Below are 26,980 nucleotides of genomic sequence, written 5' to 3' on the forward strand. Positions count from 1 at the left end.
ATTTACCATATTGCCCTTAGTTACAGAAACAATTATACTAGATATAATTAGATAAATAATCTGAATATTCTTAGAATTAAAGATAAGAGTTTCACTACTCGCAAATAGAGAGATAAATTCTATTTTCCACTAAATAGATTAGAAAATGATAATAAAATTAGGGGGCTTACGATGCACCATCTTGATTCGTTACATCCCATTGTAGAAAAAATAATTAACAATATTGAAAAATTAATGGTCGGAAAGCGAAAAGAAACAATCTTAGCTTTAACAGCACTCTTAGCTGAAGGTCATGTACTATTAGAAGATGTTCCTGGCGTTGGGAAAACAATGTTAGTACGTGCTCTTTCTAAATCCATTGATGCTGATTACAAGCGAATTCAATTCACACCTGATTTACTGCCGTCAGATGTAACAGGTGTTTCTATTTATAATCCGAAAGAGCTCCAATTTGAGTTCAAACCTGGACCAATCATGGGGAATTTTATACTTGCTGATGAAATTAATCGTACATCTCCAAAAACACAATCTGCCTTACTTGAAAGTATGGAAGAAGGCAATATTACAATAGATGGCATGACAAGACCGTTACCAAAACCGTTCTTTGTAATGGCTACACAAAATCCGGTCGAATATGAAGGAACATATCCTTTACCAGAAGCACAGCTCGATCGTTTCTTATTGAAACTAAAAATGGGATATCCTACACCAGAAGAAGAATTTGAAATTTTAAACAGGATGGAAAAAACAAATCCCCTCTCCCATTTACAAGCTATTACAACAATAGAAGAATTACTTTATTTACAACAGAGCGTACGGGAAATAAGCATGGACAAAGTAATCAAGCATTACATTGTAAAGCTTGTTAGTCAGACTCGTTCTTATAGTTCTATACAGCTTGGCGCAAGTCCACGTGGCTCGATTGCTTTAATGAAAGCTTCACAAGCTTATGCATTCATCCATGGCAGAAATTATATTATTCCTGACGATGTTAAATTTTTAGCTCCCTACGTGTTAGCTCACAGACTCATTCTAAAAATGGAGGCAAAATTTGAAGGAATAACAGGAGAACAAGTTATCGCAAAAATCGTTGCGCGAACTACCGTACCTACTCAAAGGAAGATGAACCTTTAATGAAACGGATACTACGAGCACTCTATCATTTTACTAAGTTATCACTCATTCCGTTATGCCTAGTCTTAACATTTGTATACGCTATGCTTCAAGGAGGATTTGTAAGTTGGTTTTTGTTTTACAGTGCGATTCCTATTGGCCTTTATTCACTATTGCTTCCCTTCTTTGCTTTACGGAACGCCGAGGTAACACGAATAACAAATCAAAACGAATATGTAGCAGGAGAACCATTTTTAAGTACGATTACAATAAAAAGAAGTTTTCCATTTCCCTTACTTTATTTAATTATAGAAGATGAACTGCCATTACAATTCAAAAATTGTAAACAAACGAAAGTAAATAAGGGAATACTCTTTCCAGGATTGAAACGAAATATTTCGTTTCAATATGCAATTGACACAATACCTAGAGGAGAGCACTTTTTTTCAAGCGTACGTGTCAAAACTGGTGATCTATTCGGTATGATGGAGAAAGAAGTAACTTTTTCAGTTCCAGATACATTTTTAGTCTACCCTCAGTATGTAGATATAACATATCGACAAATGGAAAATCATTTCGAACAAGGAGCACTTTCAGCAAATATAAATTTAGTAAAAGACTCTACCATTTCTGTCGGTGTGAGAGACTATAAACCTGGTGACCGCTTTTCATGGATTGATTGGAAAGCAACTGCACGAACAAACAACATTATGACGAAAGAGTTTGAACAACAGCGCAGCCATAATATTATGATATTCATGGACAGAACCCCATCCCCTCTATTCGAATCAGTCGTCACATTTACTGCCTCTATTGTCAGGTCTGTCTTGAAGCAAAATTCACCGGCGTCATTCGTATCTGTCGGAAAAGAACGAAATTTTTTCCCTTTAGACAATGGAGATAGTCAGTTACATCAAATCTTTTGTCATTTAGCGAAAGTACAAGCAGATAGTGTATTCCCGCTCTCCCGGAGTGTAGAAATGGAATTAAGAAAAATTTATGAGCCCGTCACGATTATACTCGTGACAAGCGATCTTTCTCCCGATATTCAAAAGGCGGCTGACTTTGCTGCTATAAAAAATAGAAAATTAATGGTGTTTGTCGTAAAAGAAAAAGCAAATCAACTCTCACACCGAGAACTCAGTATTCTAGAAACTCTACAAAAACGAAAAATATTTGTAAATGTGGTTTATGGAAACCAGTATACAAACGTGTTTTTTGAGGTGAGCAAATGATAACATTACAGGTAAAAAAACAATGGGATATGACTAGATGTTTCATGCATGCATGCGCATTTCTACTTTTACTAGAATGGCTAAGGCCCCTTATAGGTATTACAAACGTAGGTAGATTAGATATTTTCGTAATATTTATAGGGATTTGCTTCACGCTCTCTTTTTTTCAAACAAGGTGGCAGATTCCAATAAAGACCGTCACAATTTTATTCATCATTCATTTCCTATATTATAAAAACGCTTTTATAAATCCATCTTGGCTAATGAAATTTTTTACTGATATTTCTCGAAATGCCTCCTTGTTATTTCAGGGGAATTTGCTAGATGTTTCTCCAGTTTTTCCAACACTTTTATTTTTTTTATCCTTTTGGTTTTTGAGTGCTTTCATCTCTTTTTGGATGATTCATAAAAAACGTGGGCTGTTATTTCTTATATTGACTATTATTTATATCACCGTTTTTCATAACTTACATTTATATCATGCAAACTACGCTATTATTCGTACTGTTGTCATCGGCTTTTTTATGCTTAGTCTTCTCCGCATAGAACGAATAAAAGAGATGGAACACTTACAAAATTATGCTAGAGAAATCTCAAAATTACTTAAACCTCTTACAATATTTATTGTATTGTCAGCAACTATCGCATACTTTGCTCCAAAATTTGGCCCTCAATGGCCAAACCCAATGGATTTTTTAAAATTCAACACATCCGAAGCAAGTAAAAAACAAGAAGTTTCTAAAATTGGGTATGGTTTAGATGACTCGCGATTAGGCGGTCCTTTTAAGGCAGATCCTACAATTGTTTTCACAGCACAAACGCAAAACAAACAATATTGGAGAGTCGAAACGAAAGATTTTTATACAGGAAAAGGCTGGGAAGTTTCTGAAAATCAAAAAAAGGTTTCTTTTAAAAATAAAAACGACGTCGTGAGCTGGTACGAACAACATACAAAAACGGAGACAACTAAGGCAACAATCAACATGCAAAAAAGATATCCTCACCTTACCTATCCAGCAGGGTTAATATCAGTTGAGGCTTCTTCAGATGTATCATACAGCGTTGACCCATTTTCTGAAAAAATCTATACGATGGACGGAGATTCTTCTACTACTTTACATTCATATAAAGTAACATATGGGGTCCCGGAGTTTTCCATAGAAAACTTGAAAGCTGTAAAAACGAATGAAGGTCAAGAAACAAATCCTTATTTCATGACAAAGTACACGCAACTTCCCGAATCATTACCGCAGCGAGTGAGAGACTTAGCTGTTAATCTAACAAATGATAAAGACAACCGATATGATAAAGTATTAGCTATTGAAAATTACTTCACCGACCATTCTTTCGTATATGAAACAATGAATGTGTTGTTCCCTGCCAAAAACCAAGATTATGTAGATCAATTTCTTTTTGATACAAAAAGCGGCTACTGTAATAATTTTTCGACATCTATGATCGTGTTACTTCGTTCTGCCGGAATCCCTGCTCGCTGGGTAAAAGGGTATACAGAAGGAACTCTTGATAATACGCTTGTTGGTGCTGAAGGTGAGGATGTTTATAAAATCGCGAACGATAACGCACACTCTTGGGTCGAAGTATATTTCCCTGGATACGGATGGATTCCATTCGAACCAACAAAAGGATTTACCAATCCCTATAATTTTACGAATAATACTCCTGCTCCTACTATACAAAATAGCGAAGATACTAATTCTCAAAATGCGCAAATGCACAAAAGAAACAATGAAGCAAAGCTCAAAAGTTTAATTGAAGATACAGAAGACGCTCCTACTAAAAAGCTTACAAATGCTAAAAATAGATTTTCTTGGTGGTACGTATTCCTCTCTTCGATACTAATTAGTATTATAGGATACACTCTCTTCACTACTAGAATGAAATGGAGTACATTTTTTATCATTCTTTTCTATAAATACCGAAAAGATGATGCTGTTTATAGCAAAGCTTACGGTGCACTTTTGAAACAATTCACGAGAATTGGTATACCACGAGGGGAAAGTCAAACATTCCGAGAATATGCTCTCCACATCGATACACTTTACAATTCGGCCGATATGCAACAACTTACTTTCAGTTATGAGAACGCTATGTATCAAAAGGGACAATCCGCAGCAGAATGGGAAAAATCCGTAAACTTATGGGAAATTCTTATGAAAAAAGCAGCCTCTCCGCCTAAATCAAATGACTTCCATTCAGCAATTTAATCTTGATAATGTGAGTTAAAAGAAAAAGCCTCAAAGAACTACATTGTTCTTTGAGGCTTTTTCAATAAAGTGAAACTTCTAGTTATTCTCCAAGTACCTTCTCAATCTCAACCTCTAAATCTACCGGCTTCGTCTGCGGCGCAAAACGCCCTACTACTTTCCCGTCTTTTCCGATTAAAAACTTAGTAAAGTTCCATTTCACTGCTTTCATACCGAGTAACCCTGGTGCTTGTTCTGTCATGTATGTATAAAGCGGATGTGCCTTATCACCTTTCACATCAACCTTTGCAAACATCGGGAAATTCACACCGTAGTTTAACTCACAAAAACTAGTAATATCTGCTTCTGTACCTGGTTCTTGTCCTCCGAATTGGTTACAAGGGAAACCGAGTATTTCTAGTCCTTGGTCTTTATATTTATCATATACTTCTTGTAATCCTTTATATTGCGGTGTAAAACCACATTTGCTAGCTACATTTACAATAAGAAGTGCTTTTCCTTCGTAATCTTTTAACGATTTATCTTCTCCTGTTATCGTTTTAGCTGAAAAATCATAAATTGTCATTGTCCTTGCTCCTCTCTTCACTATCATTCTATGTTTATACTATACTACATTCGTGAATATACAGCTCTTATTACGTATTTACCCCATGCCTATCAACTTAAAAATGAAAACAAAGTGTACTTTCATTTTGTGGTGGTAAAGCATTCCTAAAATAGAAGCATACTCTTAATAATATGCATACCAAATAAACCCTAACGGGTTTCCTTTTTTTAATTATGCAACTTTCTTTTGTTTTTTCAACCCATTATACTCATAAACAACACCCATAATATCAAAAACAGTCTTCTTCTCATATCGATGAGATTTTCTTCCGTTCTTCTGTAGGAGGTGGAACAGGCTGATTAGGATCTTTGTTATTTCTTGGATGTTTTGTTGTATGGCTTGATACAAACTCGATAAGTGATCTTGAATCATTCCAATTGCTTTATATTCACTTAATTCTTGTTTCTTCTTTTGTAAAATTAATTGTCGCATCTTAAACATAGTAGAAGAACATAGAAAAATGGCAATGAGTTTTCCATAAACATGGCATTCTAATCGCTCTTGTTTAATATGTTGCCAATGATGAATTTGAAATAAGGATTTCCAAGTTTTAAAAATGATTTCAATTTGCCAGCGGAGAGAGTAAAAATTATGGATTTGTTCCATCGGAGCAATCTCCCAAGGTGTATTGGTAACATATGGGTTCATGCCAGCTAATCGTTTGCTTTTTTCCGAATATGTAATCCCTTTTTTTACTTTCTGTGTACACTTGTTTTTTCATACGCTCACGAAGTTGTTTTTCTGTTAATCGATACATAATCACCCGAGTGAATAGTTTTTTATCCTTTCCAATATAAGCTTCTTTTATTTCATAGGACTGTCCTGGTTTTAAGGTATCCATGATGTGCTCTAAATCAACTTTGATGTACTGAGATTGTTTTTTTATTGTTCCGTTTCGAAAGTATTCAGGAAATTCATTTTTGACATATACCCTATTGTTTAATTTGAGTCGCGATATATAGTACACACCACGTTGATCCATTTGATCTAAATCATCCAGTGAATAATAGCCTAAATCCCGAATACATAGGTCACCAGGGCGTAATGTTGATAAACACTCTGTTTCAAAGGTTTTATCATTATTTTCCCCTGGTTCCACTTGGAAATTTAAAAACTGACCACTATGTAAATCATATTCTAACTGGATTTTTATACCCGCTGTTTGTGCACAACCACCTGATCCAGGATATACATTGGCCAAGTGTTTTCGTACGTGAAAAATGGTTGCATCTAAAATACGAATTCGCTGAAAATAGGTAAGTGAAGCACTTGGAATTGCTGACTTTCCACAAACTTTATTTTTTAATAATGTGGAGAAAATATGTTTCAAAAAGAACACTGTCTTTTTATTAAAGCGCTTATTTAGTCCTTCAGGACTCATAAGAGTTCCTGTTGATGCATGTAGCTGACTACACAATCGGACTAATGAATCACTCGCTACTCGTTGACTAATCCAGACACATATAGTAGCTAAATCATACCCTAAAAATTTACGTTTTCGTTTTACAAAACCTAGCTCTCTAGCGAGATTTTCCAAAAATGAAGGGGTAAGATGTTCATATAATTCTTCAGCAAATAATTGTAATTCATCAGAAATTGATAGATACATACAAAAACGCCATCCTTTCCTATGATTCTACAGAAAGAATAGCGTATTTTTTGGTTCTGGTGCAAAGGTAGTGGAAAAGAAAATATAACATATATATTTCTAGCATAATGGTAGGATAATCCTGGTTCCTCATCATTTCTACTAAATCACGAAAAATTAAGTTGTACCGTACCAACGTACAGTTAACAAAATAATACCTTGCTGATAATGCTTCCATTTGAACAAATTTTCCTTTTCCATACCGATCACACATCTTTTGTAGAATAATAGTATCAGCATATCCCAGTTTAAGAGGTTACTTACAAAATTTTTAGAATTTTTTCGCGAGAATCCTCCGAAATGTAATACGGACTTTAAATACTTTCATTTATAATTCTCTATTTGTCTATACTTTTCATATCGCTGTTGTATAAGCTCTTCCGAGGATAATAGTATCAATTTTTTTAGAGATGATTCGATTACAGATTCAATCATTTTTGCCTGTGATTTTATATCATTTTGTGCTCCACCTTTAATTTCAGGAATGATTTCATCAATAATTCCTAAATGTTTTAAATCTTTTGCTGAAATTTTCATATGTTCAGCAGCTTCTGGAGCATACTTAGCGTCCTTCCATAGGATAGATGCCGCTCCTTCTGGCGAAATTACCGAGTACCATGAATACTCTAACATATGGATATGGTTACCGACACTAATGCCAAGAGCTCCACCACTTGATGCCTCTCCAATTACAATACAAACAATTGGCACTTTAAGTGTAGCCATTTCAAATAGATTTCGAGCTATCGCTTCAGAAATTCCACGTTCTTCAGACCCTTTCCCTGGATAGGCGCCTATTGTATCAATAAATGTAATAATAGGGCGATTAAATTTATCAGCTTGTTTCATAAGTCTTAGCGCTTTTCTATAACCTTCTGGATGTGCCATTCCAAAATTTCTTTCTATACTTTCCTTTGTATTTCTACCTCTTTGATGACCAATAACCGTAACGGGCATCCCTTTAAATTTTGCAATACCACCTATCATTGCTTTATCATCACCATATAATCGATCACCATGAAGTTCGAGAAAGTTTGTAAACAATAAAGGTATATAGTCCAATGTCGTGGGCCGGTTACGTATCCTTGCAATTTGAACTCGTTGAAAAGGTGTAATATTAGAATAAATTTTATCTTGCATTTTATTTAAACGTTTTTCTAATACATGAATTTCTGACGATAAATCTACATTATTTTCTTTCATAATTTTCTTTAATTCATCAAATTTCTCTTTTAATTCAATAATAGGACGTTCAAAATCCAAACTCATTTTATCCTCCAAATGTTATGATTTACCTCACTCTAATCAAAAGGCTTAGAAATAGAATCAATAAATAATTCAAAACCATCCACAACTATTTTTTGTTCTAATTCTGATAAATTATTGAGAATACTTTGATAAAATGTAATGGATTGCTCTCTTAAGTAATTAACAGTTATGTGACCTTTTTCTGTGAGGTGCAGAAAAAGTTCTCTTCTATTTTTTTCATTTACTTCACGATAAATAAGCCCCTTTTTTACTAACTTATCTACCAATCTACTTACAGTTGAAGTCTCTAATCTAAGTTTATTGGATAGTTGCCAAACAGTTAATTTTTCCACCTCTAGTTCCTCTAATGCCATCATTTGAGAAGTTGGTAAAGGTTTTTCAAATGGTCCATTGGGCAAATTTTGAGATTCAAAAACCCCAGTTATTATAATCATTTTCTTAATATCTGTTCTTAGTTTTAAGGCATCTTCTCTTTTCAAAAAGGTCACCCTCCTACAACTAATGTATCATACATCAATTGTATTATACATGAATATGTTTTTTTCACAAGCTTAACGTAAGCCAATATTACAACATGGACGAGATATTTCTTCTTGTTAAAATGGTATAAGCGGATTGTTTTCTACAAATGACAGAACATCAATTATGTATCAGGGGCCTTTATGGGGTACCGCTCATCCCAATCATGCTAAGAAAATAAAACTACCCCAAAAATGATAACGCTTTATTTCCGTTCGGAAATTCGACACAAACTACTAGACTTTTATGTTGGAAAGTTTTACAATTGAATTGTGAACAAAATGTGACAGTTTATATTCCATTATAAAAGAAAAGGATGGTGTTCATTATGAAAACTGCACAACATGAAACGATTTCAAATCGCGAGTTTTATTTCGTACTATATATGATGTTATTGTATGTGATTGGCTGGGTAATCGATGTTAATGGTTTATTTTTAAGCTCCTACTTTAATTTAGCAGGAGAGATTATGCTTCCAATCGTTGGTGGCATTGTTGGACTGTTTGTTATGTCTCTCAATGAAGAACAAGCAAAATAACAACACTTTAAAAAGGCAGAAAACGAGACTTTCGTTTTCTGCCTTTTTTCTATTTTAGCGTATAATAGAAACATACAGTATATAAGGAGTGGTAAATATGAAAAAAGTAGAGCAATTATCTTCTCACCTATATCTGATTGATGATTTCGATTTACAACATAATGAACGAACTGGTACGTACGTTTCATTATGTGATGATATTACTTTAATTGAAACTTGTGCAGCGCCTTCCCTTCCGTATATTTTAGACGGCTTACAACAATTACATATTGATTTAAACGATGTAAAAAACATTGTCGTTACACATGTTCATTTAGATCACGCAGGTGCAGCAGGGTTAATGATGCAAAAGTGCCCAAATGCTACTTTATATGTACATTCTCGCGGTGCTCGTCATATGATTGATCCAACAAAACTCATTTTAGGCGCAAAAGCTGTATACAAAGAAGATTTCGATAAACTATTTGATCCAATTCTTCCTATAGAAGAAGAACGTGTTCGTATTGTACAAAATGGTGATACGTTAAAAATTGCCGAAGACCGTACACTTACATTTTACGATACACCGGGACATGCTAAGCACCATATTAGCATTCACGATTCATTAACAAACGGCATTTTTACTGGCGATACAATTGGAATTTATTATAGAGAACTAGCAGACCTTGGTGTAGAACTATATTTACCATCAACGTCTCCTTCACAATTCCAACCAGATGCGATGATTGCTTCTAAAAATCATATTCAAAGTATGAATGTAGATACTATTTATTTCGGCCATTACGGCGCATCATCCAATGTTATAGAAGTATATAACCAACTGGAACATTGGTTACCTATTTTCGTTCATACTGGAAAAGAGGTCTTTGAACAATATAATGATTTTGATGAAGCGACTAAAGTCTTACAAACTGTATTAATGGATAAACTCTCTTCTCACCTTACAAAATTAAACGTCCCATCAGATCATTCCGTTTATAACATTTTACATCTAGATATAGAAATTAGCGCGATGGGCATTATAGATTATTTCACGAAGCAAGAAAAAGCAAACTCCACTATTAACTAACCGTAAAAGAAGAGATATACAACAGTAGTTATTGTATATCTCTTCTTTTTTTGAATATATTTTGAGTAAAGGATGGTGGAATGCAATGCAAAAAGTGATGCTATACCTCTGCTTTACATTATTTATCGTCTTATTATTATTTGTCGGAGTGAAAATTCAATTTTATTTAGATACAGACGCGCAGGTGAACTTTAACGTTTATCCAAGATTATTCTACTTTACACTCTTCCCTCTTATAGTTGGCATTTTATTACGATTCCTTCAATCCATTAATCGCGAAACGAGTAAACAAAACTGGCGCTTTCAACCGGATAAATTTATCGCGATTACGTTGCCGACGCTATTCATTTCCTTTTCTCCAGCTCTACTCTTTTCACCCGTTGGTGCATACCTACCTTATTTAGCTAATATTATTCTTATAAATACAACTTTTGTTACGATAATAAGTTTAATAGCTGGCTATTCTCTTTTAGATTGTTTTATACAAAAAGACAAAGAGAATAGTAAGGAATATAACTAAGTGATTTCCCACTTTCACTTTATTATGCAAATCAAGATAATTATGCCCTGACATGTATGCAAAAGAACTTAATGTTCAATTTTTAAGTTTCGTTGGTTATGATAGTTTATTTATAAGTGTCATACTCCTTGTAAGAGTTGCTATACATGCGATAAGGAAATTTATGTAATAACAAAACGAGTATGAAATCGCATAGATTTTATACTCGTTTTTTATTGTTCATATATTTAATTGACAATAGGAAATTTATGTTAAACTTAAGAAAGTCGTGCACTAAGTCAAAATACATTTCAAACAAGGGAGACTTATTATGAAATTAGGGACTTTCTCGTTTCTAACGTTTCTCACAAGCATATGTTCTTTCTTTATTCTAAGAGGACCTAATGCAAATTTAACTTTAGTTATTTCGATACTAGGTATTCTCTCATTACTCGGTATTATTTTTGCAATCGCATCAAAAAATTGGTTATTCGGAATAGTTGGTACAGCATTAAATGCAGTAATATTAGTATTTGTATATTTCTTATTGCTAGCAAAAGGAATAGGAGGTTAAGAAATTTACGTTTCAATAAAAAAGCTCAGAGCTTAGGCTTTGAGCTTTTTACTTATCTCATCTTTTCATCTACATACTCCATAAACTGCTCCGCATTAATAAATCTTTCTTTGTACGCCTCAGGTACTTCTTCTACTTTCATCCCACCAGTTGATTTTGTCTTCACTCGTACGATTTCATATGTCATTAAAGCTTCCACATAACGGTCAAACTCTTCTTGTGTTAATACTTCTTTACTAGATTTATGACCATTTAATTTATCAAAGTATGGTTGAAGGCTCATACTTACCTTTTTCATTTCTTCTCTTTTTCCTAGTGATAATTGATCATAATCAATATTACCGTTTGAATCTCCGTACGCAAGCTTTGCATTTGTTAATTTTTTTAGTTCTTTTGTAAACTCTTCATATTCCTTCGCACCCATCTCATCTTTCGCTTCTGATAATTTTGCACTAAAACGCATGTACGCCTCTAACGTCATCGTTCCGGCATGTTTTTTTAAATTCTCGAAAGACCCGTATATACCATCCGCCATAATAGATTGATACGCAAAACCAGTCGTCGGGATTAAAAAAGCCGCTGCAAGCACTCCTGCGAAAAGACGTTTCTTTCTCTTACGCCCCCCTTGATTCATTTTTATTTGAACGATTACTTTTTCTTTTAACTCGGGCGGGGCAACAATCCCATTCGCTTCTTCTTGTATAGATTCTCTAACTCTACAATCTAAACTCATTTCACATTCCCTACCTCTCCTAAAAAGATTTCTTCTATTTGCTCTTTTTGACGTAGTTTTTTTAGTGCTGCGTGAATTCTAGATTTCACAGTACCAATTGGAATATGTAATATTTCTGTTACTTCTTCTTGTGAATAATCGTGTAAGTATCTTAAGATAATAACTTGTTTCAATTTATACGGTAATTTATGAATGAGTTCGATTAGTTTTTGGTTTGATATTTTACTTACAACATCGTTAGAAAAATCAATCTGTACTGGTTTTCTTTGCTCTTCTGCTTTTTTTATAATTCGTAGTCGCATCCACCTCTTTCTTCTATAAGAGTGAATTTGTTTAATCGTAAGTCCAATTAGCCAAGGGCGAAATGGCTTCTCGCTATCATACTTACGAAGCGATTCATATAGCTGTATGTATATTTCTTGAACGACATCATCTATATCCGTTTTATCTTCTATTAAAAAATGTGCTGTTTTATATACTTCTTGAATCGTTTTATCATACAATTCGCTATACGCTTCTTTATTGCCTGATAAAGTTAATTGGATTAAATCTATATACACCGTTTCATCCTTCATATTCCATCCCTCCTTTGTCTTACACTTTATATTGGCAAGTAATTGATATTTCGTTCGATTTTTTCAAAAGTTTTTTTATATAAATTAATATAATGATTCAATCAGTTCATAAGCTTCACTTATAATCACACATAACTATTATATAATTTTCCAATTTCTAATGACGATTTAAAATGATTTATATAATCAAATTTAGGAGGATATATAATGAAAGCTATCATTGTAACGTCGTTCGGTGGTCCTGAAGTGATGAATTATACAGATGTAGATATGCCGACTATTTCAGAAAATCAAGTTTTGATTCGCGTTGTTGCTACAAGTGTAAATTTCGCCGATATTAAATCCCGTTATGGTAAAAAAGGAAATAAAGCACTACCTTTTATACCAGGGATAGATGCCGCTGGTATTGTAGAACGTGTCGGTTCTCATGTGAAAAATATTTATCCTGGACAACGTGTCATTGCTTTTCCTCAAAATGGATCTTACGCAGAATACGTTGTCGCAAACGAAAACCTTACTTTCGTTTTACCTGATAAAGTCGATTTTCAAACCGCCGCTGCTTGTCCGATTGTATCTTTTACAAGCTATAATTTACTCGCAAATGTTGCAAGGCTTCAACAAGGTGAGTCTGTACTCATTCATACAGCGGCTGGTGGAATTGGTACGACAGCAATTCAACTTGCAAAACGATTAGGGGCTGGAACCGTTATTGGTACTGTCGGGAGTGAAGTAAAAAGAAAAATAGCTTTAGATGCTGGAGCTGATTATGTTATTTGTCATCAAGATGAGGATTTTGTAGAGAAAGTCACTGAGCTGACAAATGGCGAAGGGGTCGATGTAATTTTAGATTCTATTTCTGGAACGGTTTCGGAAAGAAGTTTAAAATGTCTTGCTTATTACGGTCGCCTCGTTCATTTCGGTAATGCAAGCGGTGAAATTGGTAACTTTCAAACGAAAGATTTACATGCAAGTTGCCGCTCTATACTCGGTTTTAGCTTCGGCACTACACGAAAAAAACGTCCTGAACTCCTCCAAAAAACTGCAAATGAAGTTTTCCGCTATTTGCGTGACGGAAGTTTACAAATTAAAGCCACGAAATCTTTTCTACTTCAAGATGCAGGGAAAGCACATGAATGGGTCGAAAGTAGAAAAAGTACAGGGAAAGTCATACTAACTGTTCAGTCCTCTTCCTGAAATGAATACTTGAAATCGAGGTGTCATTCATGGGATCACGAATTATGCATGCTATTATCGCTAACAAGATTGCCGAAAAACTATATATCCAAGATAAAACTTCTTTCATACTTGGAGGTGTAGCCCCCGATGCAGTTCATTCAGCAGAAGAAAAAGGAACTTCACACTTTTACGCTGGCACAACGAAAAACTATACGAGAAGGATAGATTTCAATTCTTTTTTTCAAAAATATAAAGCTCATATGGATTCCCCTTTTCTCCTTGGCTATTACACCCATCTCATTGCCGATGACAATTGGCTAAGTGGATTTTTTCTACCATGGTTAAAAAATAGAATAGAAAATGACGAAACTATCGCACCTATGTACTATAACGATTTTAAATTGTTGAATGCAAAGTTGCTTCATCATTACGATAAAGAACAGCAGCTCTTCTCTCTTCTCAATCAAGAGGCTCACATTATAGATATTGAAGAGGTTTCTAAAGAAAACGTTTTAGCTTTTCGAAAGTATCTTTTTGAAGATATGTTATATCCAAAGCAACATTTGCATGAAGACTTACAAGTATTTACGTTTAACCAAATCGTTGGTTATATTGAAACGGCTATTGAAAAAGGGACATTTTTTATTAAACAACTCTCTCATGAAAAATTCATTTCAAAGATTTAATCCCCCTCAATATGTTTGAGGGGGATTTTCACATAACAATATTATTATTAATTCTTTTCCATAACCGCAAAATAATTGCCTTCACTATCAGCAAAGTTAAATACTTTACCAGAAGGCATTGTTACCATTTCACCAACAGTAACATTTTTATTTTTTAAATCTGTATATAATTGATCAAGATTTTCTGAGAAGAACATTAAGGACGGTGTACCAAGATTTAATTCTGGGCTCATCTTAGAAATAACTTCTTTATTATGTAATATAATGCTCGTTTCTGCACCGCTAGTCGGCGCAATTTCAATCCATCTCATTCCTTGCTTGTTATCTTCCTCTGCTACTACATGAAACCCTACCTTTTCTGTCCAAAAATGTACTGCCTCATCTTGATTATTTACATATAACATAATTTGTCCGACTTTATGGATCATTTCATTTCCCCCTAATGGTTTTTTATTCTATGTAGCTTTCTACAGGTACTATTATTATTCCTTTTTCATTCAATTACAATCAAAAAGACGTAACTACAAATAGTTACGCCTTCCCCTTCACTTATCTAGGCTTTTTCTTCCCAGTAAATGCTGGTTTCTTTTTCTTTGGTGCTTTCGGTTTCGTTTCTACAAATGATCCGTTGAACATTTCTTGCTTCGTAAATACGATGCCTAGTTTTTTTGCAAATTGAAGTAATTTACGCTCTTCTTGTTGTGTTACAAGAGAAACGACAGTTCCTTCTTTACCCATACGTCCTGTACGTCCTGAGCGGTGAATGTATTGGTCTACTGTGTCTGGTAACTCCAAGTGGATTACATGTGTTAAATCATCGATATCTATTCCACGTGCTGCAATATCAGTAGCAAGTAGAATTTCTAATTTCCCGCTGCGGAAAGCACGCATCGTTGCTTCACGCTCTTGCTTACTTGCCTCTGAATGAAGAGCTGCTGCTTTCATTTTACGGAATTGCAATTTCTGAGTAATTTCATCTAAACGGAATGGGTCATTTAAGAAAGCAACTGCTTTTACATCGCCCATATGCATAATTCTTCTTACGTAATCATTTTTTTCGCGTCGCTCACAAATGATATACGTATGCTCAACTAAGCTTTTTGACTCTGCACGTGTTATACGTACTAATTGTGGTTCAACTGCTAAATCACGTGCAGCATCTTCTGCCGCTTTTGTAATTGTCGCCGAGAAGAATACTAATTGACGATCTCGCATTGTAGATTTAATTACATCTTGTACTGCGCCCATCATCTTTTGTTTTACAATTTGATCAAACTCATCAAATACAATCGTTTTCACTTCATGCATCTTTAGCTTTTTCATTCGAATTAATTCTAAAATACGTCCTGGTGAACCGACAATTACTCTCGGATGTTTCTTTAATTTTTCAACTTGGCGCTTAATATCTGCACCACCAATTAAAGATGCCCCTGAAATTTCAGTCCCTGCTGTAAACTTTTGAACCTCTTCGTGAATTTGCATGACAAGCTCACGTGTTGGCGCTAAAACAACAACTTGTGGTTGTTTTACTTCAGGATTAATTTTATGTAAAAGGGGTAATAAGTACGCTAATGTTTTTCCTGTTCCAGTTGGAGATTCAGCTATAACGTCTTGTCCTTCTAAAATAGTTGGAATCGCTTGTTTTTGAATTTCAGTTAATTCTTTAAAACCAGCCTTCTCCCAAGCTTGTTGTAAAAATGGTTGCATATCTTTTATCATTTGTTTTTCTCCTTTATCTCTATTTTTGAAGAAAATGTTGTATTGTTCGCACCGTTTCTATCATGTGTGAAATAACAGCTATTAAATCATCAACATGGTCTTCTGTAATCGCTTTTTGAAATAGAACCTCTACCTTATTATGATATGAAATCGCTTGCTTATTATATTCGTATGAAATTTTCTGCGTAATCATTCTTTCTTTTCCCCATATAGAATGCATGAAAGTTTCAATTTCTTCACACACTACCTCTGGCTTTTCTATCGGGAATGAAAATGCTAACTTCATTTCACAACCTGGTGTAAATTGTGGTACTTCCAATATTTCACCAGACAAGTTCTTTGCATCGACAGATAGTGAAAATGTTGCTTTTACTACCGGTTCGAACGGTTCTGTTAATTGAAATGAAATATGGTATATACGACTTAATGATGCAAGGTCCATCATATCTTTTCGATCTGTTACAAGAATATCTCCATGTAAATCAAAATCATAAACAGCACCTTCTACGATTACTTTTAAATTATCAAAAGCAGTTGGATCAAACATAATTTCCTCCAAAAAACAGGCGCCTTTCGATGGAAAGGCGCCACTTGATGTATATATAGTTTACAGATAAACGAGATGAATTACAACCTTTTAGAATAAACCTACTGCTTTTCCATCTTCATTTACATCCATTTGTAGTGCTGCTGGCTGTTTTGGAAGGCCTGGCATTGTTAACATTGTTCCTGTTAACGCAACGATAAACCCTGCACCGATAGATGGTTTTAGCTCACGAATTGTAACGATAAAGTCAGATGGACGGCCTAATTTTGTTGCATCGTCAGAAAGAGAGTATTGTGTTTTCGCCATACAAATTGGTAGGTTACTCCAACCTTCTCCTTCATATTGAGCTAATTGCTTACGTGCTTTCGGAGCGAATTCAATATCTTTTGCGCCGTACACTTTTTGAGCAATTGTACGAATTTTTTCTTCTAATGGTAATTCTAATTCATAAAGTGGTGCGTAGTTATTTTCACCTTTTTCAATTTCTTTTAATACTTTTTCAGCAAGATCAACTCCGCCTTGGCCACCTTTCTCCCAAACTTCTGTTAAGGATACTGCATAGCCACGCTCATTGCACCACTCTTGTAAGTAAGTAACTTCTGCATCTGTATCTGTAATGAATTTATTAATTGCAATTACGAAAGGTACACCGAAGCTTTGAATTGTTTCAACATGCTTCTGTAAGTTTTCCATACCTTTTGCTAATGCATCTACATTTTCTTCTTTTAATTGATCTTTTGCTACGCCGCCATGCATTTTAAGCGCACGGATCGTCGCAACAATAACAACTGCTTCTGGTTTAATGCCAGCTGCACGAGCTTTAATATCTAAAAACTTCTCTGCACCTAAATCAGCACCAAATCCAGCTTCTGTAATAACATAATCACCTAATTTTGCGGCCATTGTTGTAGCGATAACACTGTTACAACCGTGAGCGATATTCGCAAATGGTCCACCGTGAATGATAGCTGGTGTATTTTCTAACGTTTGCACTAAGTTAGGTTTTAATGCGTCTTTTAATAATAATGTTAACGCACCTTCTACACCTAAATCTTTAACCGTTACAGGTTGATTTGCAAAGTTATAAGCAACTACGATGCGAGATAGACGTGCTTTTAAATCTTGAATATCTGTTGCAAGACAGAATACGGCCATAATTTCAGATGCTACTGTAATATCGAAACCGTCTTCACGTGGTACACCTTGAACTGGTCCACCAAGACCAATTACTACGTTACGTAGGGCACGATCATTTAAGTCAACACAGCGTTTCCAAACGATTTTACGCGTATCAATTCCAAGTGTGTTTCCTTGTTGGATATGATTATCAATAAACGCCGCTAACGCGTTATTAGCAGTTGTGATCGCATGAATATCTCCAGTAAAGTGAAGGTTAATGTCTTCCATAGGTACAACCTGTGAAAAACCGCCACCTGCCGCTCCACCTTTTAGTCCCATCGTTGGTCCAAGAGATGGTTCGCGAAGTGCAATTACTGTTTTCTTACCAATTTTATTAAAAGCTTGACCTAAACCAACTGTTACTGTTGATTTACCTTCTCCAGCTGGAGTTGGGTTAATCGCTGTTACTAAAACAACTTTACCGTCTTTCTCATCCTGTAAGCGCTTAAAAATGTCAAGAGATAACTTACCTTTATAATGTCCGTATGGCTCTAATTCATCTTCTAAAATATTTAATTCAGCTGCAATTTCTTGAATCTTCTTCATACTCGCTTCTTGTGCGATTTCAATGTCGGATTTAACTGTTGTAGTAGTTGTCATATACCCTAGTCCCCCTTTAATTGGTTCTGATGATATTGTATCAGTTTTTTGTATTTTCTGCACTTATTTACCTCCTAAAAATTCTTTCATTTCTTTATACGTTTTTTAACATAAATACCCATAAGAATGTTAACGATTGTTGTAACTCGATAGGTAGTTGACCTAGCATCTTCTCATTTACTCCGCGCTTATATACACCGATGCCATCTACGACTTCAAAACCTTGTTCTTTCGCTAACTGTTCAAATTCCCAAGGCATCATCGTATTACAAACAACGTCTTTGCCGTATAAACGAAGATAGCTGTTCTCTCGAGGTTTTGCTGTCGGTCCTAAAATTGCAATACATGCATACCCATCTCTTTTTAAAACGCGCTTTATCTCATTTAATGCCCGTAATGGCTCCTCGGTCCATTCTAAAGAATTAATTGCCATAATTGATTCAAATTGCTCATTTTCAAATGGTAAGGAAGAAAGATCCCCTTTTATAAAAGATAAATTCGGTCCTTCTCCACGCTCCTTCCCTTTTTGAATCATCACTTCTGATAAATCTACTCCAACTGCTTTATAGCCCGCGCGACTTAATTTATATGTACCGTATCCATCCCCACAACCAACATCGAGCACCTGAGCTTCTTTCTTCACATACTGTTCAAAAAATGGAATAATTGTACTCCTACTCCCGCTATCCCACATCTCCTGACTATTTTGAGTCCAAAATTCTGCACTACTATCCCATTTTTTCTCTGCTGATTCATGCCAATTAAATTTCGTCATACATTCCCCTGCCTTCACGTTTTATCACTCATTTCATTCTACATCATTTTCCAAAATTCCTGTTTATCTTCACTAGGAGATGTACAAGCTAATAATGGAATCTTTATTCTCCAATTTTTGCTTTACTTGGGTTTAACTCATACTCATGTTCTTCTCTTTATGTAAGATACTATAGGTACACCCAATTGAAAGAGAGGGATGTACATGCGAAGAAAGAGAAATCATCATTTTAAAAGTGGTGAAAAAAACGAAGAGTATGCAGCTGAAATATCACCAGCTGGCATACCAATTAGACATAAGCGTAAAGAAATTGCAAATGAAATAGAAGGTACGAATACCGGTGCAATGGTAGGCTATGTCGCTTTATTTCTTTCGCTTTTCTCAATTGCATTTTATCCGGTTACACTCGGCTCTCTTGCGATTTTAGTCGGCTTATTAGCTGTCAATTTCGGCGCAAGAACACTTGGATATACAGCAATTGGTTTTGGTAGTTTTTCTGTTTTATTTACTTTACTCTATCCGCTTGCTTTGTCAGCGTTTTAAAAAAAACACACCAAGTTATACTTGGTGTGTTCATTCGTGGTACAACATAATATGACCGCATCCACAACAATGTTTCGCTGTAATTTCTTGAAACACTGGATAATTCTCTTCATCCCGATGCTCAATAAACACCTTTTCAAATCGATACATATTTGGTGCATATGCCCAATCTTGTTTCGTCCGTGCATACAAAGTTGAGGAAAAAAACTCCTCACCACCGCAAACGATACATGTATTCTTCATCACTACCCCTCCTATGCTTGTCTTACTTCATCTATATGAACATAAGCATAAGAAAAAGACCTTCTATTACTAGAAAGTCTTCTCTGAAACAAAAAGAAATGTACCAAACATTCCTACTCCGCTATATTCTTTCGTAACACCAGCTTCTGTTTTAAATGTTTGCTTTGCAGTCATAAAGAATACACCATTTCGTGCATCTGTACTTTCAAATTGTAATTTTTCTTTTTTACCATCTACATTTTGTGTGCATTCAAAACTACTCTCATCACATTTCAATGCATACTTATCCTCTACATATACTTTAAAATCCGATTCTTTCGGACAAGTAATAAGTAAAATCGCTACGAGAATAATACTTACAATACCCACAATTGTATAATATTTCTTCATTTGTACTCCTTTCAAATGACAAGAAAACTTGACTGCATGCGCCAAGTTTTCTTAGTCCACAACCCATTGCCATTCTTGTTCTTTCTTATCAAAAATGAGCCAACCTGTCTCTGTTGCTTCTGCTTTCAATTCATCAATATTATCTAGTACCTCATCCGTGCTTTCATACGAACCAACTACATATACCGGAATTTCAAGACCTCTTCTTGACTCAATTTTCCCTGCTAGATCAATATAAAGACCATCCTCCATTAATGGAAGAAGCCCCATGATCACTTCTTTCGAAATTGCTGGGAAAATTTTTGATTTTTGGAACAAAGAAAAACGTTTCTTACCGAAAGCACCGAGTTTATAAGGAATGACTTTACTTAACATCCCTACAAAGTCAGCAATTCTACGATAATACACTTTGTTGTACCATCCGTCATCATGTGAAAAATAAACAAATCTATTTTTCAATAGCGGAAAGAATGTTCTTGCAAGTGGTTCTTTTTTGTGAGCCAAATATAAAAGCTCTGCAATTTCTTTTGGCTCTAATTCATCTAAATCGCTTGCATCATCAAAATCTACCCAACAAAATTCATCAAATTCATCAATCTCTGCTTGAATTAGCTTATGTATATTTTCTTCCTCAACATATTCAAATAAAGTATGATAATGAAAATCTGTCCATTCAAAGTTATGCTTCAAAAGCAACACTTGATGAAGCGGTGAAGGGATGTTACTTGCAAACTCTTTAAACGTAATTCCTGATGTAATAAAACAATGACCCCGACGATTACCATTAATATATATCATATTCTTTACTTGGTCAGATCCTCCAGACAAAGCACCTAGCCACCTTCGTTTTATATGTTTCAATTCTATAGCATATTTTAACATGAAAAATTTTAGAAACATAGAAAAAAATTCAAAAACTATTTACAATTTCATGTGTTTTATTACATAGTGATTACAAGAAAAAACACCTGCTCGTGAGCAGGCGTTTTTAAAGGATTTCATCTGGGTTTTGAGGGTGATGATTTCCCTCTTTCTTTTCATCTTTTTGGAACATCGATTGAATTTTATCAATTGTTTGTGGAGCTAATTCAATCATTTTTTCTGCTAAATGTGTCGCATTTTGTAGATGCAGAATATTTACTCCATCTTTATTCACTACAAGAAATGCTACTGGTGTAATAGAAACACCACCCGCGCTACCGCCACCAAATGCAGGGTTACCGTTCGCTCTTTGTCCATCATTCGTTTGGAAATCAGAACCTCCTGCTCCAAACCCGAACGCTACTTTAGAAACCGTTAACACCACACCACCGTCAGCCGTTTGAACAGGCTCTCCAACAATCGTATTTACATCAACCATTTCTTTTAAATTTTCCATTGCCGCTTTCATTAACCCTTGAATTGGATGATCCACCGTTCATAACCTCCTTTGTCATATCTTTCCTAGTTTTTCCGAAAGTTGGTGAACTAAACATAAAATTTTATATTGATTTCAAAAATATTTTTATAATCTCAGCAAAAACAAAAAATTGCCCTCGAATTGTATGGATGTCTCTAACAATTCAAGGGCACTTCACATTAAATGACCTTTTTTATTTTTTCTCCTACTTAATGTTCTCACTTCAAAGTCATAATTACCTGTCTTTCAACAAACCCAAATTCTTCGTACATCTCTTTCGCAAAATTTCCAGTAAATACATTCAAACGAATTTCTGAATAATGCTTTTGTAATTCCTTAATACCAGCCTCCATTAACTTTCTTGACAACCCTTTCCCGCGGTACTCTGGAAAAACATACAATTCGTATATAAACCCTAGTTTTTTATGAGAAAAATAGTCCGTATTTTCCCCGATTAATATCCATCCCATTACATTGTTTTCTTCTTTAACGACTAAAAAATATGCCCCCTTTTCTACAATCGGCCTTGTAATTTCAATTGCTTTCTCTGTACTTAACTGACAATTTCCCCTCGTGCCTTCAAAAAGCGATTGAGCTGCATATTGTATTATTTCGTCCGTTTCTTCCCGATTTGCCTTTTCTATCATTTTTCATAACTCTCCTCTTTAATAGGCATTAATATTGCTCGTTCAAGTTCCTCCGACTCAATTACAATTGCCATCAATCCCTTTTCCGTACTCGTTTCATGAAATTCGCCCTTCTCCCAAAACACAGATTGTTCCGCTTCCACCTTCACTTTTTCTTTATCTGCTCCGCATACATATCCTTCTCCGTCCACAATAAGAAGCAGCTGTGATACAACTGCTTCATGATATCCAATTATTCCATTTTCTCGTAAATGCATAGCACCGATATGTACATTTCCTTGATGGTTTAATATTTTTGACATTATGAAATTAGATTGAAATGCTGAGATTTTCTTTCCCACTTTTTCACTAAAATCAAAAATTTTCATTATTAGGCCTCCCTATACGTATAAAACCATCCTTACTGTCTGCATCATATGTCCTTCAAAATCTTCTTCAAATTCCTCTAATTGTGCAAAACCTTTCGCTTCATAAAAACGTTTTCCTTTTTCATTCGCTGCTTCTACATGAATGTATAGTTTCCGAATTCCTTTTAATTCCGTTAACCCTTTTTGTAATAAAGCACTTCCTACCCCTTTTCCTTGCTGATCTGGTAACAAATAAATCGCACCTAATTCTGCTTCGTTTTGCAGTCTAACAGGCGAGAAATTCGCAAAGCCAATTACTTCTCCCTCTTCTTCCGCAACGAATAAATGTGTATTTTCAAGACGATATTTCATTTTTTCATCAGAATAGGCCTCGTCTAAAAATCTGTCTTGAATCTCTCTTGGAATAATGCTTTCGTATGTATCATGCCAAGCAACTTTCGCTACTGATTGTACCGCATGGATATCTTCTTGCTTCATTTCTCTAATTACATATGTCATCTCGTTGTCTCCATTCTCTTAAAATTATATTCTGCTAAAATACTAGAAGAAATGGCAGAACCATTTTCATAATTTACTTTAATTAATTTTAATTTCTCAATTGAAGCTGTTGCATAATCAAATTTTTCATATATATATTCCATTACACTTAAAAACTGATTTGCATGTAACCTATTTGCAATCGTGCAATGCGGAACCCATTTTCCAGGCACATAATATGAATTTAAATTATTATGAAAAGTTTTAAAATAATCATGATAAGAATGATGAAACCTTATCAATTCACCAGTAATGGTCGGTGCTAGAAAGATTGTTCCGTTAGTAGGAAAAATTCCAACAGAAGGAAAAGTTACCTCAGCTATATTCTCTTGAACAGCTACAAACTCCTCTAGTTTCTTAATATATAAGTTAACATCTAACTCATTGTAATCAGCTAATGTAATATGAGGTTCTACTCCGGCTAATTGATTTGTGCCAATGATATTTGTTATTTCATTTTGCAATTCTATAATTTTATTAGTAAACACACGATCAAATGTAGCAATAATAGCGTACATACTTCCTCACCCCTTCATTACATATAGCGCTTCCCATTCTTCACGAATTATTCCCATTCGGATAGAATCATAGTACGTTCCGTTATAATAACGGCATTTTCGCATTCTACCTTCTAAAGTCATTCCTATTTTCTCCGCTACTTTCATCATCCGTTCATTACCAGACCAAGTCGTGATTCCTACTCTGCCAATTTCCATCTTTTCAAATAGTAAATCTCGATATAACGTTAACGCTTCTGTACCGTAGCCACCATTCCAGTAATTTGGATTATAAATAACAAGACCCATTTCCAACCAACGCGTCGGTTTATATTCCCAATAAAACCCGACCGTCCCTATAATTTGACCGTTATGTTCTATAATTAAATTGGATAGAGGTTCTTCCTTTAAACGCGTTTGCATCTTCTCTTTATAAGATGGGTATTCTTGCATTGAGAAAGGGAAATATGGCGCATCCCATTTCTTCCATTCTGGATTTTCTTCTTTAAATACGAGATTCCATAATGTTTTTATATCTGATTCTTCAATTGTACGAATTATAACTTTATTCCCTTTTACTATTACGTTTTGCATAATTTCCTCCTACAACCCTCTTTATTTCATATATAATTATAATGTTTTTTCAGAAAAATCAAAACAAATATCAATTATTATATTGTATAATTTTGTTATAAGATACCAATTATTCATGTAGAAAGCTGGTGATTCAATGAATAATCGATGTAGTATTGCCTTATTTCTCACTATTATTACGACAAATATTATTCTCTATTTCTTCTTACCTTCAAGTATTGTTACGAAATGGGACTTCAATGGAACGCCTACATCAACAATGGATAAAAGCACTTTTGTTATCGTAAATATAATTATATGTTCCTTCTTATTCTTTTTATTTTTAGCTTTATCTAAAGCAGCGAGTAACCAGAAATCTCCCCTTTGGATCGGCAACACAATTTTACTATTTTTATTTTTTGTCGATATTGTCATCGCTCTCATTGCTCTTGGCTTCACACTCCCTCTTGATCATTTAATATTTTTAGCATTAGGGGTTTTATTTATATTAATAGGTTATTTCAGTTCCAAAATTGATACGACTAAATCAACAATTTCATTGGAATGGAATGATAAGCACCTTAAAAAAAGAGCTTCAAATATTTGTAGTATTTCAATGATGATAGCAGGTATTTTCCTAGCCGGGCTTCCATTTATCATTCCTGCTCCGTATAGGGGTTATGCTATACTCACAATTTTTTTAGGAATGACGCTTGTCATTTTACCGAGTACGATTTACTTACTTATGAAAGACAGTAAGCAATCTACTCATTTAAAAAGATAATAAAAAAATAGGAGGCTCCATACCTCCTATTTCATCTTTTCTATCTCAACTAAAATACCTTTCTCTATCCAGCCTTCTACTCCATCTCTTTTAATTAAATCATATCCTGAGCAGCTATTATCAACGAGAGACACAATGTCCCCTTTTCTTACACTTATTTGTGCACAAGAAATATCGGTTTTCACTGTGTATTCACCTGAATCAAGTTGTCTAATATATTCATTTTTCACAGAGAGTAATTTATTCGTTTCTCTTTGCTTACATACCGTATAATCTTTCATCTTCTCCATAGGCTCTATGTAATAATACGGATATGTCACCCCGCCCTGCATTGATGTGTTCGCATTAAAATCCGCTATCACTTCAAACTCTGGAAAATAGTCTACATATGTATAAGAAAACGTATCACCTGCTCTTGTCCTTTGAATGATAAATGCGTTTAATTGTCCTGCTTCTTTAATCGCATTTCCACCGTCAATTGCAATAATCTTTTTCTCCTCATCAATAACTGGATTGTTAGACGGTGCCTTGTCTGAATAATTTACAACAGGCCAATGACCGACAACTACATACTTATTTGCTCTATGTGATTTATTGAAAAACTCTGGCATTGCTATCGCATTTTTGCGCTCTGTTTCTTTCCAATCTTCTTTATCATCAAGGCCAGCATGTACAAAAATATAATCTTCTGTTTCAATCGCTGTTGGTAATTCTGTTAGCCACTTTATTTCTTTTGAAAAATGACCCATCAATATGTTTTTCACTTCACAAATATCACTTTCTTCATTAACGGTAACACTCAATTCCGCTAACCATTCATTAAAAATTGTATTCTTTCGCGTACATAAATAATTTATTAGCGCGGGATTTTCATTTACAAGTGCTTCAACTACAACTTCACAATTCCCTTCAATTACATAAACGTTTGGCTTGCTAACTACAAGATCTATCACATAGTTTACGACGCCAATGCTATTTCTTCCTTTCTCACAAAGATCACCATTAATAATTAAATAATCCTCATCTTTAAAATTAACTTTATGTAGTAGTTCCTTAAAAAGATCTAATTCTCCATGAATATCAGAAATAATGATGACTCTTCCATCATTTGGTATAGATAATTTCTTTATTTTTTCCAAGTATAAACGCTCCTAACATTCTCTAAATTTAATACCCCCTTGTTATTTTCTAATATTCAACAAATTATATTACTGGACCTGTTACTAGCTCAAATCCAGAAAAGAAAATAGGTTCCATATATTTCTAAACACGGAACCTACTTAGTATTATAGCTCTTTATAAAAAGAATAGCTTACCTTATCATAGCCCTCTCTTTCATAAAAACGATGTGCATCCATTCTTGGAAACGCAGATGTAAGAACGATAGAGCTGCACCCTTTTTCTTTCCCCCATTTTTCTACATATGACAGTAGAACTTTACCATATCCTTTTGATCTGTGTGCTTCCGCAGTTACAAGATCATATACGAAAACATGTTTCTCATTATAAAAGTTCGTACAAATCGCTACACCGGCTAGACTCACAACTTCTTCATCTTCATCCCGTAACGAGAGTAGTTTATAATTTTCTTCTTTCATTTTTTGAAATAAAGAACTCGCTTCTTCTCTTGAAAGCTTCGTTCGTAATTGCTGTAATACGGGAAATACATCATGTAAATCCGCTTCTGTTACTACTGCTTTAATATTCATTATA

The 26,980-nt window shown here is 34.6% G+C and carries 32 protein-coding genes and 2 pseudogenes; 11 read left to right on the top strand and 23 right to left on the bottom strand.

Annotated elements, in window-relative coordinates; all coding sequences use genetic code 11:
* The first annotated feature begins 171 nt into the window (after positions 1–171).
* The 3 genes from MKO96_RS04260 to MKO96_RS04270 are packed head-to-tail and all read left to right on the top strand — an operon-like array spanning position 172 to position 4,573.
* Complete coding sequence (locus MKO96_RS04260; RefSeq protein WP_240586785.1) at positions 172–1,134, top strand: AAA family ATPase; 963 nt, start codon at positions 172–174, stop codon at positions 1,132–1,134.
* Positions 1,134–2,348, top strand: coding sequence for a DUF58 domain-containing protein (locus MKO96_RS04265; RefSeq protein ID WP_240586786.1), 1,215 nt, complete (start codon positions 1,134–1,136; stop codon positions 2,346–2,348). The genes MKO96_RS04260 and MKO96_RS04265 overlap by 1 nt, the downstream gene beginning before the upstream one ends.
* Positions 2,345–4,573 carry a transglutaminase TgpA family protein gene (locus tag MKO96_RS04270; protein ID WP_240586787.1) on the top strand — a complete coding sequence of 743 codons (2,229 nt, stop codon included), beginning with the start codon at positions 2,345–2,347 and terminating at the stop codon, positions 4,571–4,573. The genes MKO96_RS04265 and MKO96_RS04270 overlap by 4 nt, the downstream gene beginning before the upstream one ends.
* Before the next feature lie 82 nt (positions 4,574–4,655).
* On the opposite strand, the gene bsaA is transcribed toward MKO96_RS04270, so the two are convergent.
* The 5 genes and pseudogenes from bsaA to MKO96_RS04295 form a co-directional block, all read right to left on the bottom strand.
* Entirely contained in the window at positions 4,656–5,138 is a 483-nt protein-coding gene (gene bsaA / locus MKO96_RS04275; RefSeq protein ID WP_064473982.1) for a glutathione peroxidase, read from the bottom strand.
* Between the two features lie 213 nt (positions 5,139–5,351).
* A pseudogene (locus tag MKO96_RS04280) lies at positions 5,352–6,789 on the bottom strand (IS4 family transposase).
* 121 nt (positions 6,790–6,910) lie between these two features.
* Positions 6,911–7,029, bottom strand: a pseudogene (locus MKO96_RS04285) (IS6 family transposase); the annotation flags it as partial.
* A 123-nt stretch (positions 7,030–7,152) separates the two neighbouring features.
* Positions 7,153–8,097: an acetyl-CoA carboxylase carboxyltransferase subunit alpha gene (locus MKO96_RS04290; protein WP_240586788.1), complete on the bottom strand. Its 945-nt coding sequence runs from the start codon at positions 8,095–8,097 to the stop codon at positions 7,153–7,155.
* A 32-nt stretch (positions 8,098–8,129) separates the two neighbouring features.
* Positions 8,130–8,576 (bottom strand): MarR family winged helix-turn-helix transcriptional regulator, encoded by a 447-nt coding sequence (locus MKO96_RS04295; RefSeq protein WP_240586789.1) that lies wholly within the window; start codon positions 8,574–8,576, stop codon positions 8,130–8,132.
* A gap of 368 nt (positions 8,577–8,944) precedes the next feature.
* Between MKO96_RS04295 and MKO96_RS04300 the strand changes: the two genes are divergently transcribed.
* The 4 genes from MKO96_RS04300 to MKO96_RS04315 all read left to right on the top strand — a co-directional run bounded on the left by MKO96_RS04300 (position 8,945) and on the right by MKO96_RS04315 (position 11,296).
* Positions 8,945–9,154, top strand: a complete 210-nt coding sequence (locus MKO96_RS04300; protein ID WP_240586790.1) for a DUF3925 family protein — start codon at positions 8,945–8,947, stop codon at positions 9,152–9,154.
* Between the two features lie 88 nt (positions 9,155–9,242).
* Positions 9,243–10,223, top strand: a complete 981-nt coding sequence (locus MKO96_RS04305; protein ID WP_240586791.1) for an MBL fold metallo-hydrolase — start codon at positions 9,243–9,245, stop codon at positions 10,221–10,223.
* A gap of 85 nt (positions 10,224–10,308) precedes the next feature.
* The gene (locus MKO96_RS04310) at positions 10,309–10,743 is read left to right on the top strand and encodes a hypothetical protein (RefSeq protein ID WP_078181557.1); all 435 of its coding nucleotides are present in this window, start codon (positions 10,309–10,311) and stop codon (positions 10,741–10,743) included.
* A gap of 310 nt (positions 10,744–11,053) precedes the next feature.
* Positions 11,054–11,296 carry a hypothetical protein gene (locus MKO96_RS04315; RefSeq protein WP_240586792.1) on the top strand — a complete coding sequence of 81 codons (243 nt, stop codon included), beginning with the start codon at positions 11,054–11,056 and terminating at the stop codon, positions 11,294–11,296.
* A 52-nt stretch (positions 11,297–11,348) separates the two neighbouring features.
* Here the strand turns inward: MKO96_RS04315 and MKO96_RS04320 are convergent, their stop codons facing one another.
* Both MKO96_RS04320 and MKO96_RS04325 read right to left on the bottom strand, forming a co-directional pair.
* On the bottom strand, positions 11,349–12,029 hold the full coding sequence (locus MKO96_RS04320; RefSeq protein ID WP_240586793.1) for a DUF3600 domain-containing protein: 681 nt from the start codon (positions 12,027–12,029) through the stop codon (positions 11,349–11,351).
* Positions 12,026–12,604 (bottom strand): sigma-70 family RNA polymerase sigma factor, encoded by a 579-nt coding sequence (locus MKO96_RS04325; protein ID WP_240586794.1) that lies wholly within the window; start codon positions 12,602–12,604, stop codon positions 12,026–12,028. The genes MKO96_RS04320 and MKO96_RS04325 overlap by 4 nt, the downstream gene beginning before the upstream one ends.
* Positions 12,605–12,811: 207 nt before the next feature.
* Between MKO96_RS04325 and MKO96_RS04330 the strand changes: the two genes are divergently transcribed.
* Both MKO96_RS04330 and MKO96_RS04335 read left to right on the top strand, forming a co-directional pair.
* Positions 12,812–13,798 carry a quinone oxidoreductase family protein gene (locus MKO96_RS04330; RefSeq protein ID WP_240586795.1) on the top strand — a complete coding sequence of 329 codons (987 nt, stop codon included), beginning with the start codon at positions 12,812–12,814 and terminating at the stop codon, positions 13,796–13,798.
* A 29-nt stretch (positions 13,799–13,827) separates the two neighbouring features.
* On the top strand, positions 13,828–14,466 hold the full coding sequence (locus MKO96_RS04335; RefSeq protein ID WP_240586796.1) for a zinc dependent phospholipase C family protein: 639 nt from the start codon (positions 13,828–13,830) through the stop codon (positions 14,464–14,466).
* A 47-nt stretch (positions 14,467–14,513) separates the two neighbouring features.
* On the opposite strand, the gene MKO96_RS04340 is transcribed toward MKO96_RS04335, so the two are convergent.
* The 5 genes from MKO96_RS04340 to MKO96_RS04360 all read right to left on the bottom strand — a co-directional run bounded on the left by MKO96_RS04340 (position 14,514) and on the right by MKO96_RS04360 (position 19,286).
* Positions 14,514–14,894: a VOC family protein gene (locus MKO96_RS04340; protein WP_240586797.1), complete on the bottom strand. Its 381-nt coding sequence runs from the start codon at positions 14,892–14,894 to the stop codon at positions 14,514–14,516.
* A 121-nt stretch (positions 14,895–15,015) separates the two neighbouring features.
* The gene (locus tag MKO96_RS04345; protein WP_000588609.1) at positions 15,016–16,185 is read right to left on the bottom strand and encodes a DEAD/DEAH box helicase; all 1,170 of its coding nucleotides are present in this window, start codon (positions 16,183–16,185) and stop codon (positions 15,016–15,018) included.
* A gap of 19 nt (positions 16,186–16,204) precedes the next feature.
* Positions 16,205–16,732 carry a hypothetical protein gene (locus MKO96_RS04350; RefSeq protein WP_000460226.1) on the bottom strand — a complete coding sequence of 176 codons (528 nt, stop codon included), beginning with the start codon at positions 16,730–16,732 and terminating at the stop codon, positions 16,205–16,207.
* 90 nt (positions 16,733–16,822) lie between these two features.
* On the bottom strand, positions 16,823–18,511 hold the full coding sequence (locus tag MKO96_RS04355; protein ID WP_276314129.1) for a formate--tetrahydrofolate ligase: 1,689 nt from the start codon (positions 18,509–18,511) through the stop codon (positions 16,823–16,825).
* A 94-nt stretch (positions 18,512–18,605) separates the two neighbouring features.
* The gene (locus MKO96_RS04360) at positions 18,606–19,286 is read right to left on the bottom strand and encodes a class I SAM-dependent methyltransferase (RefSeq protein ID WP_240586799.1); all 681 of its coding nucleotides are present in this window, start codon (positions 19,284–19,286) and stop codon (positions 18,606–18,608) included.
* Positions 19,287–19,490: 204 nt separating this feature from the next.
* On the opposite strand from MKO96_RS04360, the gene MKO96_RS04365 reads away from it, so the two are divergent.
* A complete protein-coding gene (locus MKO96_RS04365; protein WP_001253201.1) occupies positions 19,491–19,829 on the top strand; it encodes a hypothetical protein in 339 nt (112 codons plus the stop codon).
* Positions 19,830–19,859: 30 nt separating this feature from the next.
* Here the strand turns inward: MKO96_RS04365 and MKO96_RS04370 are convergent, their stop codons facing one another.
* The 9 genes from MKO96_RS04370 to MKO96_RS04410 all read right to left on the bottom strand — a co-directional run bounded on the left by MKO96_RS04370 (position 19,860) and on the right by MKO96_RS04410 (position 24,504).
* Positions 19,860–20,072, bottom strand: coding sequence for a hypothetical protein (locus MKO96_RS04370; protein ID WP_000798747.1), 213 nt, complete (start codon positions 20,070–20,072; stop codon positions 19,860–19,862).
* A gap of 69 nt (positions 20,073–20,141) precedes the next feature.
* On the bottom strand, positions 20,142–20,462 hold the full coding sequence (locus MKO96_RS04375) for a hypothetical protein (RefSeq protein ID WP_048540982.1): 321 nt from the start codon (positions 20,460–20,462) through the stop codon (positions 20,142–20,144).
* Positions 20,463–20,513: 51 nt separating this feature from the next.
* Positions 20,514–21,290 (bottom strand): hypothetical protein, encoded by a 777-nt coding sequence (locus MKO96_RS04380; protein ID WP_064473989.1) that lies wholly within the window; start codon positions 21,288–21,290, stop codon positions 20,514–20,516.
* 160 nt (positions 21,291–21,450) lie between these two features.
* A complete protein-coding gene (ytfJ, locus tag MKO96_RS04385) occupies positions 21,451–21,876 on the bottom strand; it encodes a GerW family sporulation protein (protein ID WP_000349987.1) in 426 nt (141 codons plus the stop codon).
* Between the two features lie 203 nt (positions 21,877–22,079).
* Complete coding sequence (locus MKO96_RS04390; protein WP_240586800.1) at positions 22,080–22,508, bottom strand: GNAT family N-acetyltransferase; 429 nt, start codon at positions 22,506–22,508, stop codon at positions 22,080–22,082.
* On the bottom strand, positions 22,505–22,876 hold the full coding sequence (locus MKO96_RS04395; RefSeq protein ID WP_240586801.1) for a cupin: 372 nt from the start codon (positions 22,874–22,876) through the stop codon (positions 22,505–22,507). Before MKO96_RS04395 ends, MKO96_RS04390 begins: the two co-directional genes overlap by 4 nt.
* Positions 22,877–22,888: 12 nt before the next feature.
* Entirely contained in the window at positions 22,889–23,374 is a 486-nt protein-coding gene (locus MKO96_RS04400) for a GNAT family N-acetyltransferase (RefSeq protein WP_000222830.1), read from the bottom strand.
* A complete protein-coding gene (locus tag MKO96_RS04405) occupies positions 23,371–23,931 on the bottom strand; it encodes a 2'-5' RNA ligase family protein (protein WP_240586802.1) in 561 nt (186 codons plus the stop codon). The genes MKO96_RS04400 and MKO96_RS04405 overlap by 4 nt, the downstream gene beginning before the upstream one ends.
* A 6-nt stretch (positions 23,932–23,937) precedes the next feature.
* Entirely contained in the window at positions 23,938–24,504 is a 567-nt protein-coding gene (locus MKO96_RS04410; RefSeq protein WP_240586803.1) for a GNAT family N-acetyltransferase, read from the bottom strand.
* Between the two features lie 136 nt (positions 24,505–24,640).
* On the opposite strand from MKO96_RS04410, the gene MKO96_RS04415 reads away from it, so the two are divergent.
* Positions 24,641–25,267 (top strand): DUF1648 domain-containing protein, encoded by a 627-nt coding sequence (locus MKO96_RS04415; protein WP_240586804.1) that lies wholly within the window; start codon positions 24,641–24,643, stop codon positions 25,265–25,267.
* Positions 25,268–25,293: 26 nt separating this feature from the next.
* On the opposite strand, the gene MKO96_RS04420 is transcribed toward MKO96_RS04415, so the two are convergent.
* A complete protein-coding gene (locus MKO96_RS04420) occupies positions 25,294–26,406 on the bottom strand; it encodes a metallophosphoesterase (protein ID WP_240586805.1) in 1,113 nt (370 codons plus the stop codon).
* A 147-nt stretch (positions 26,407–26,553) separates the two neighbouring features.
* Complete coding sequence (locus MKO96_RS04425) at positions 26,554–26,976, bottom strand: GNAT family N-acetyltransferase (protein ID WP_240586806.1); 423 nt, start codon at positions 26,974–26,976, stop codon at positions 26,554–26,556.
* Between the last annotated feature and the right edge of the window lie 4 nt (positions 26,977–26,980).

Origin of the sequence: Bacillus sp. ES1-5 (assembly GCF_022487605.1) — a bacterium.
Classification (GTDB): Bacteria; Bacillota; Bacilli; order Bacillales; family Bacillaceae_G; genus Bacillus_A; species Bacillus_A wiedmannii.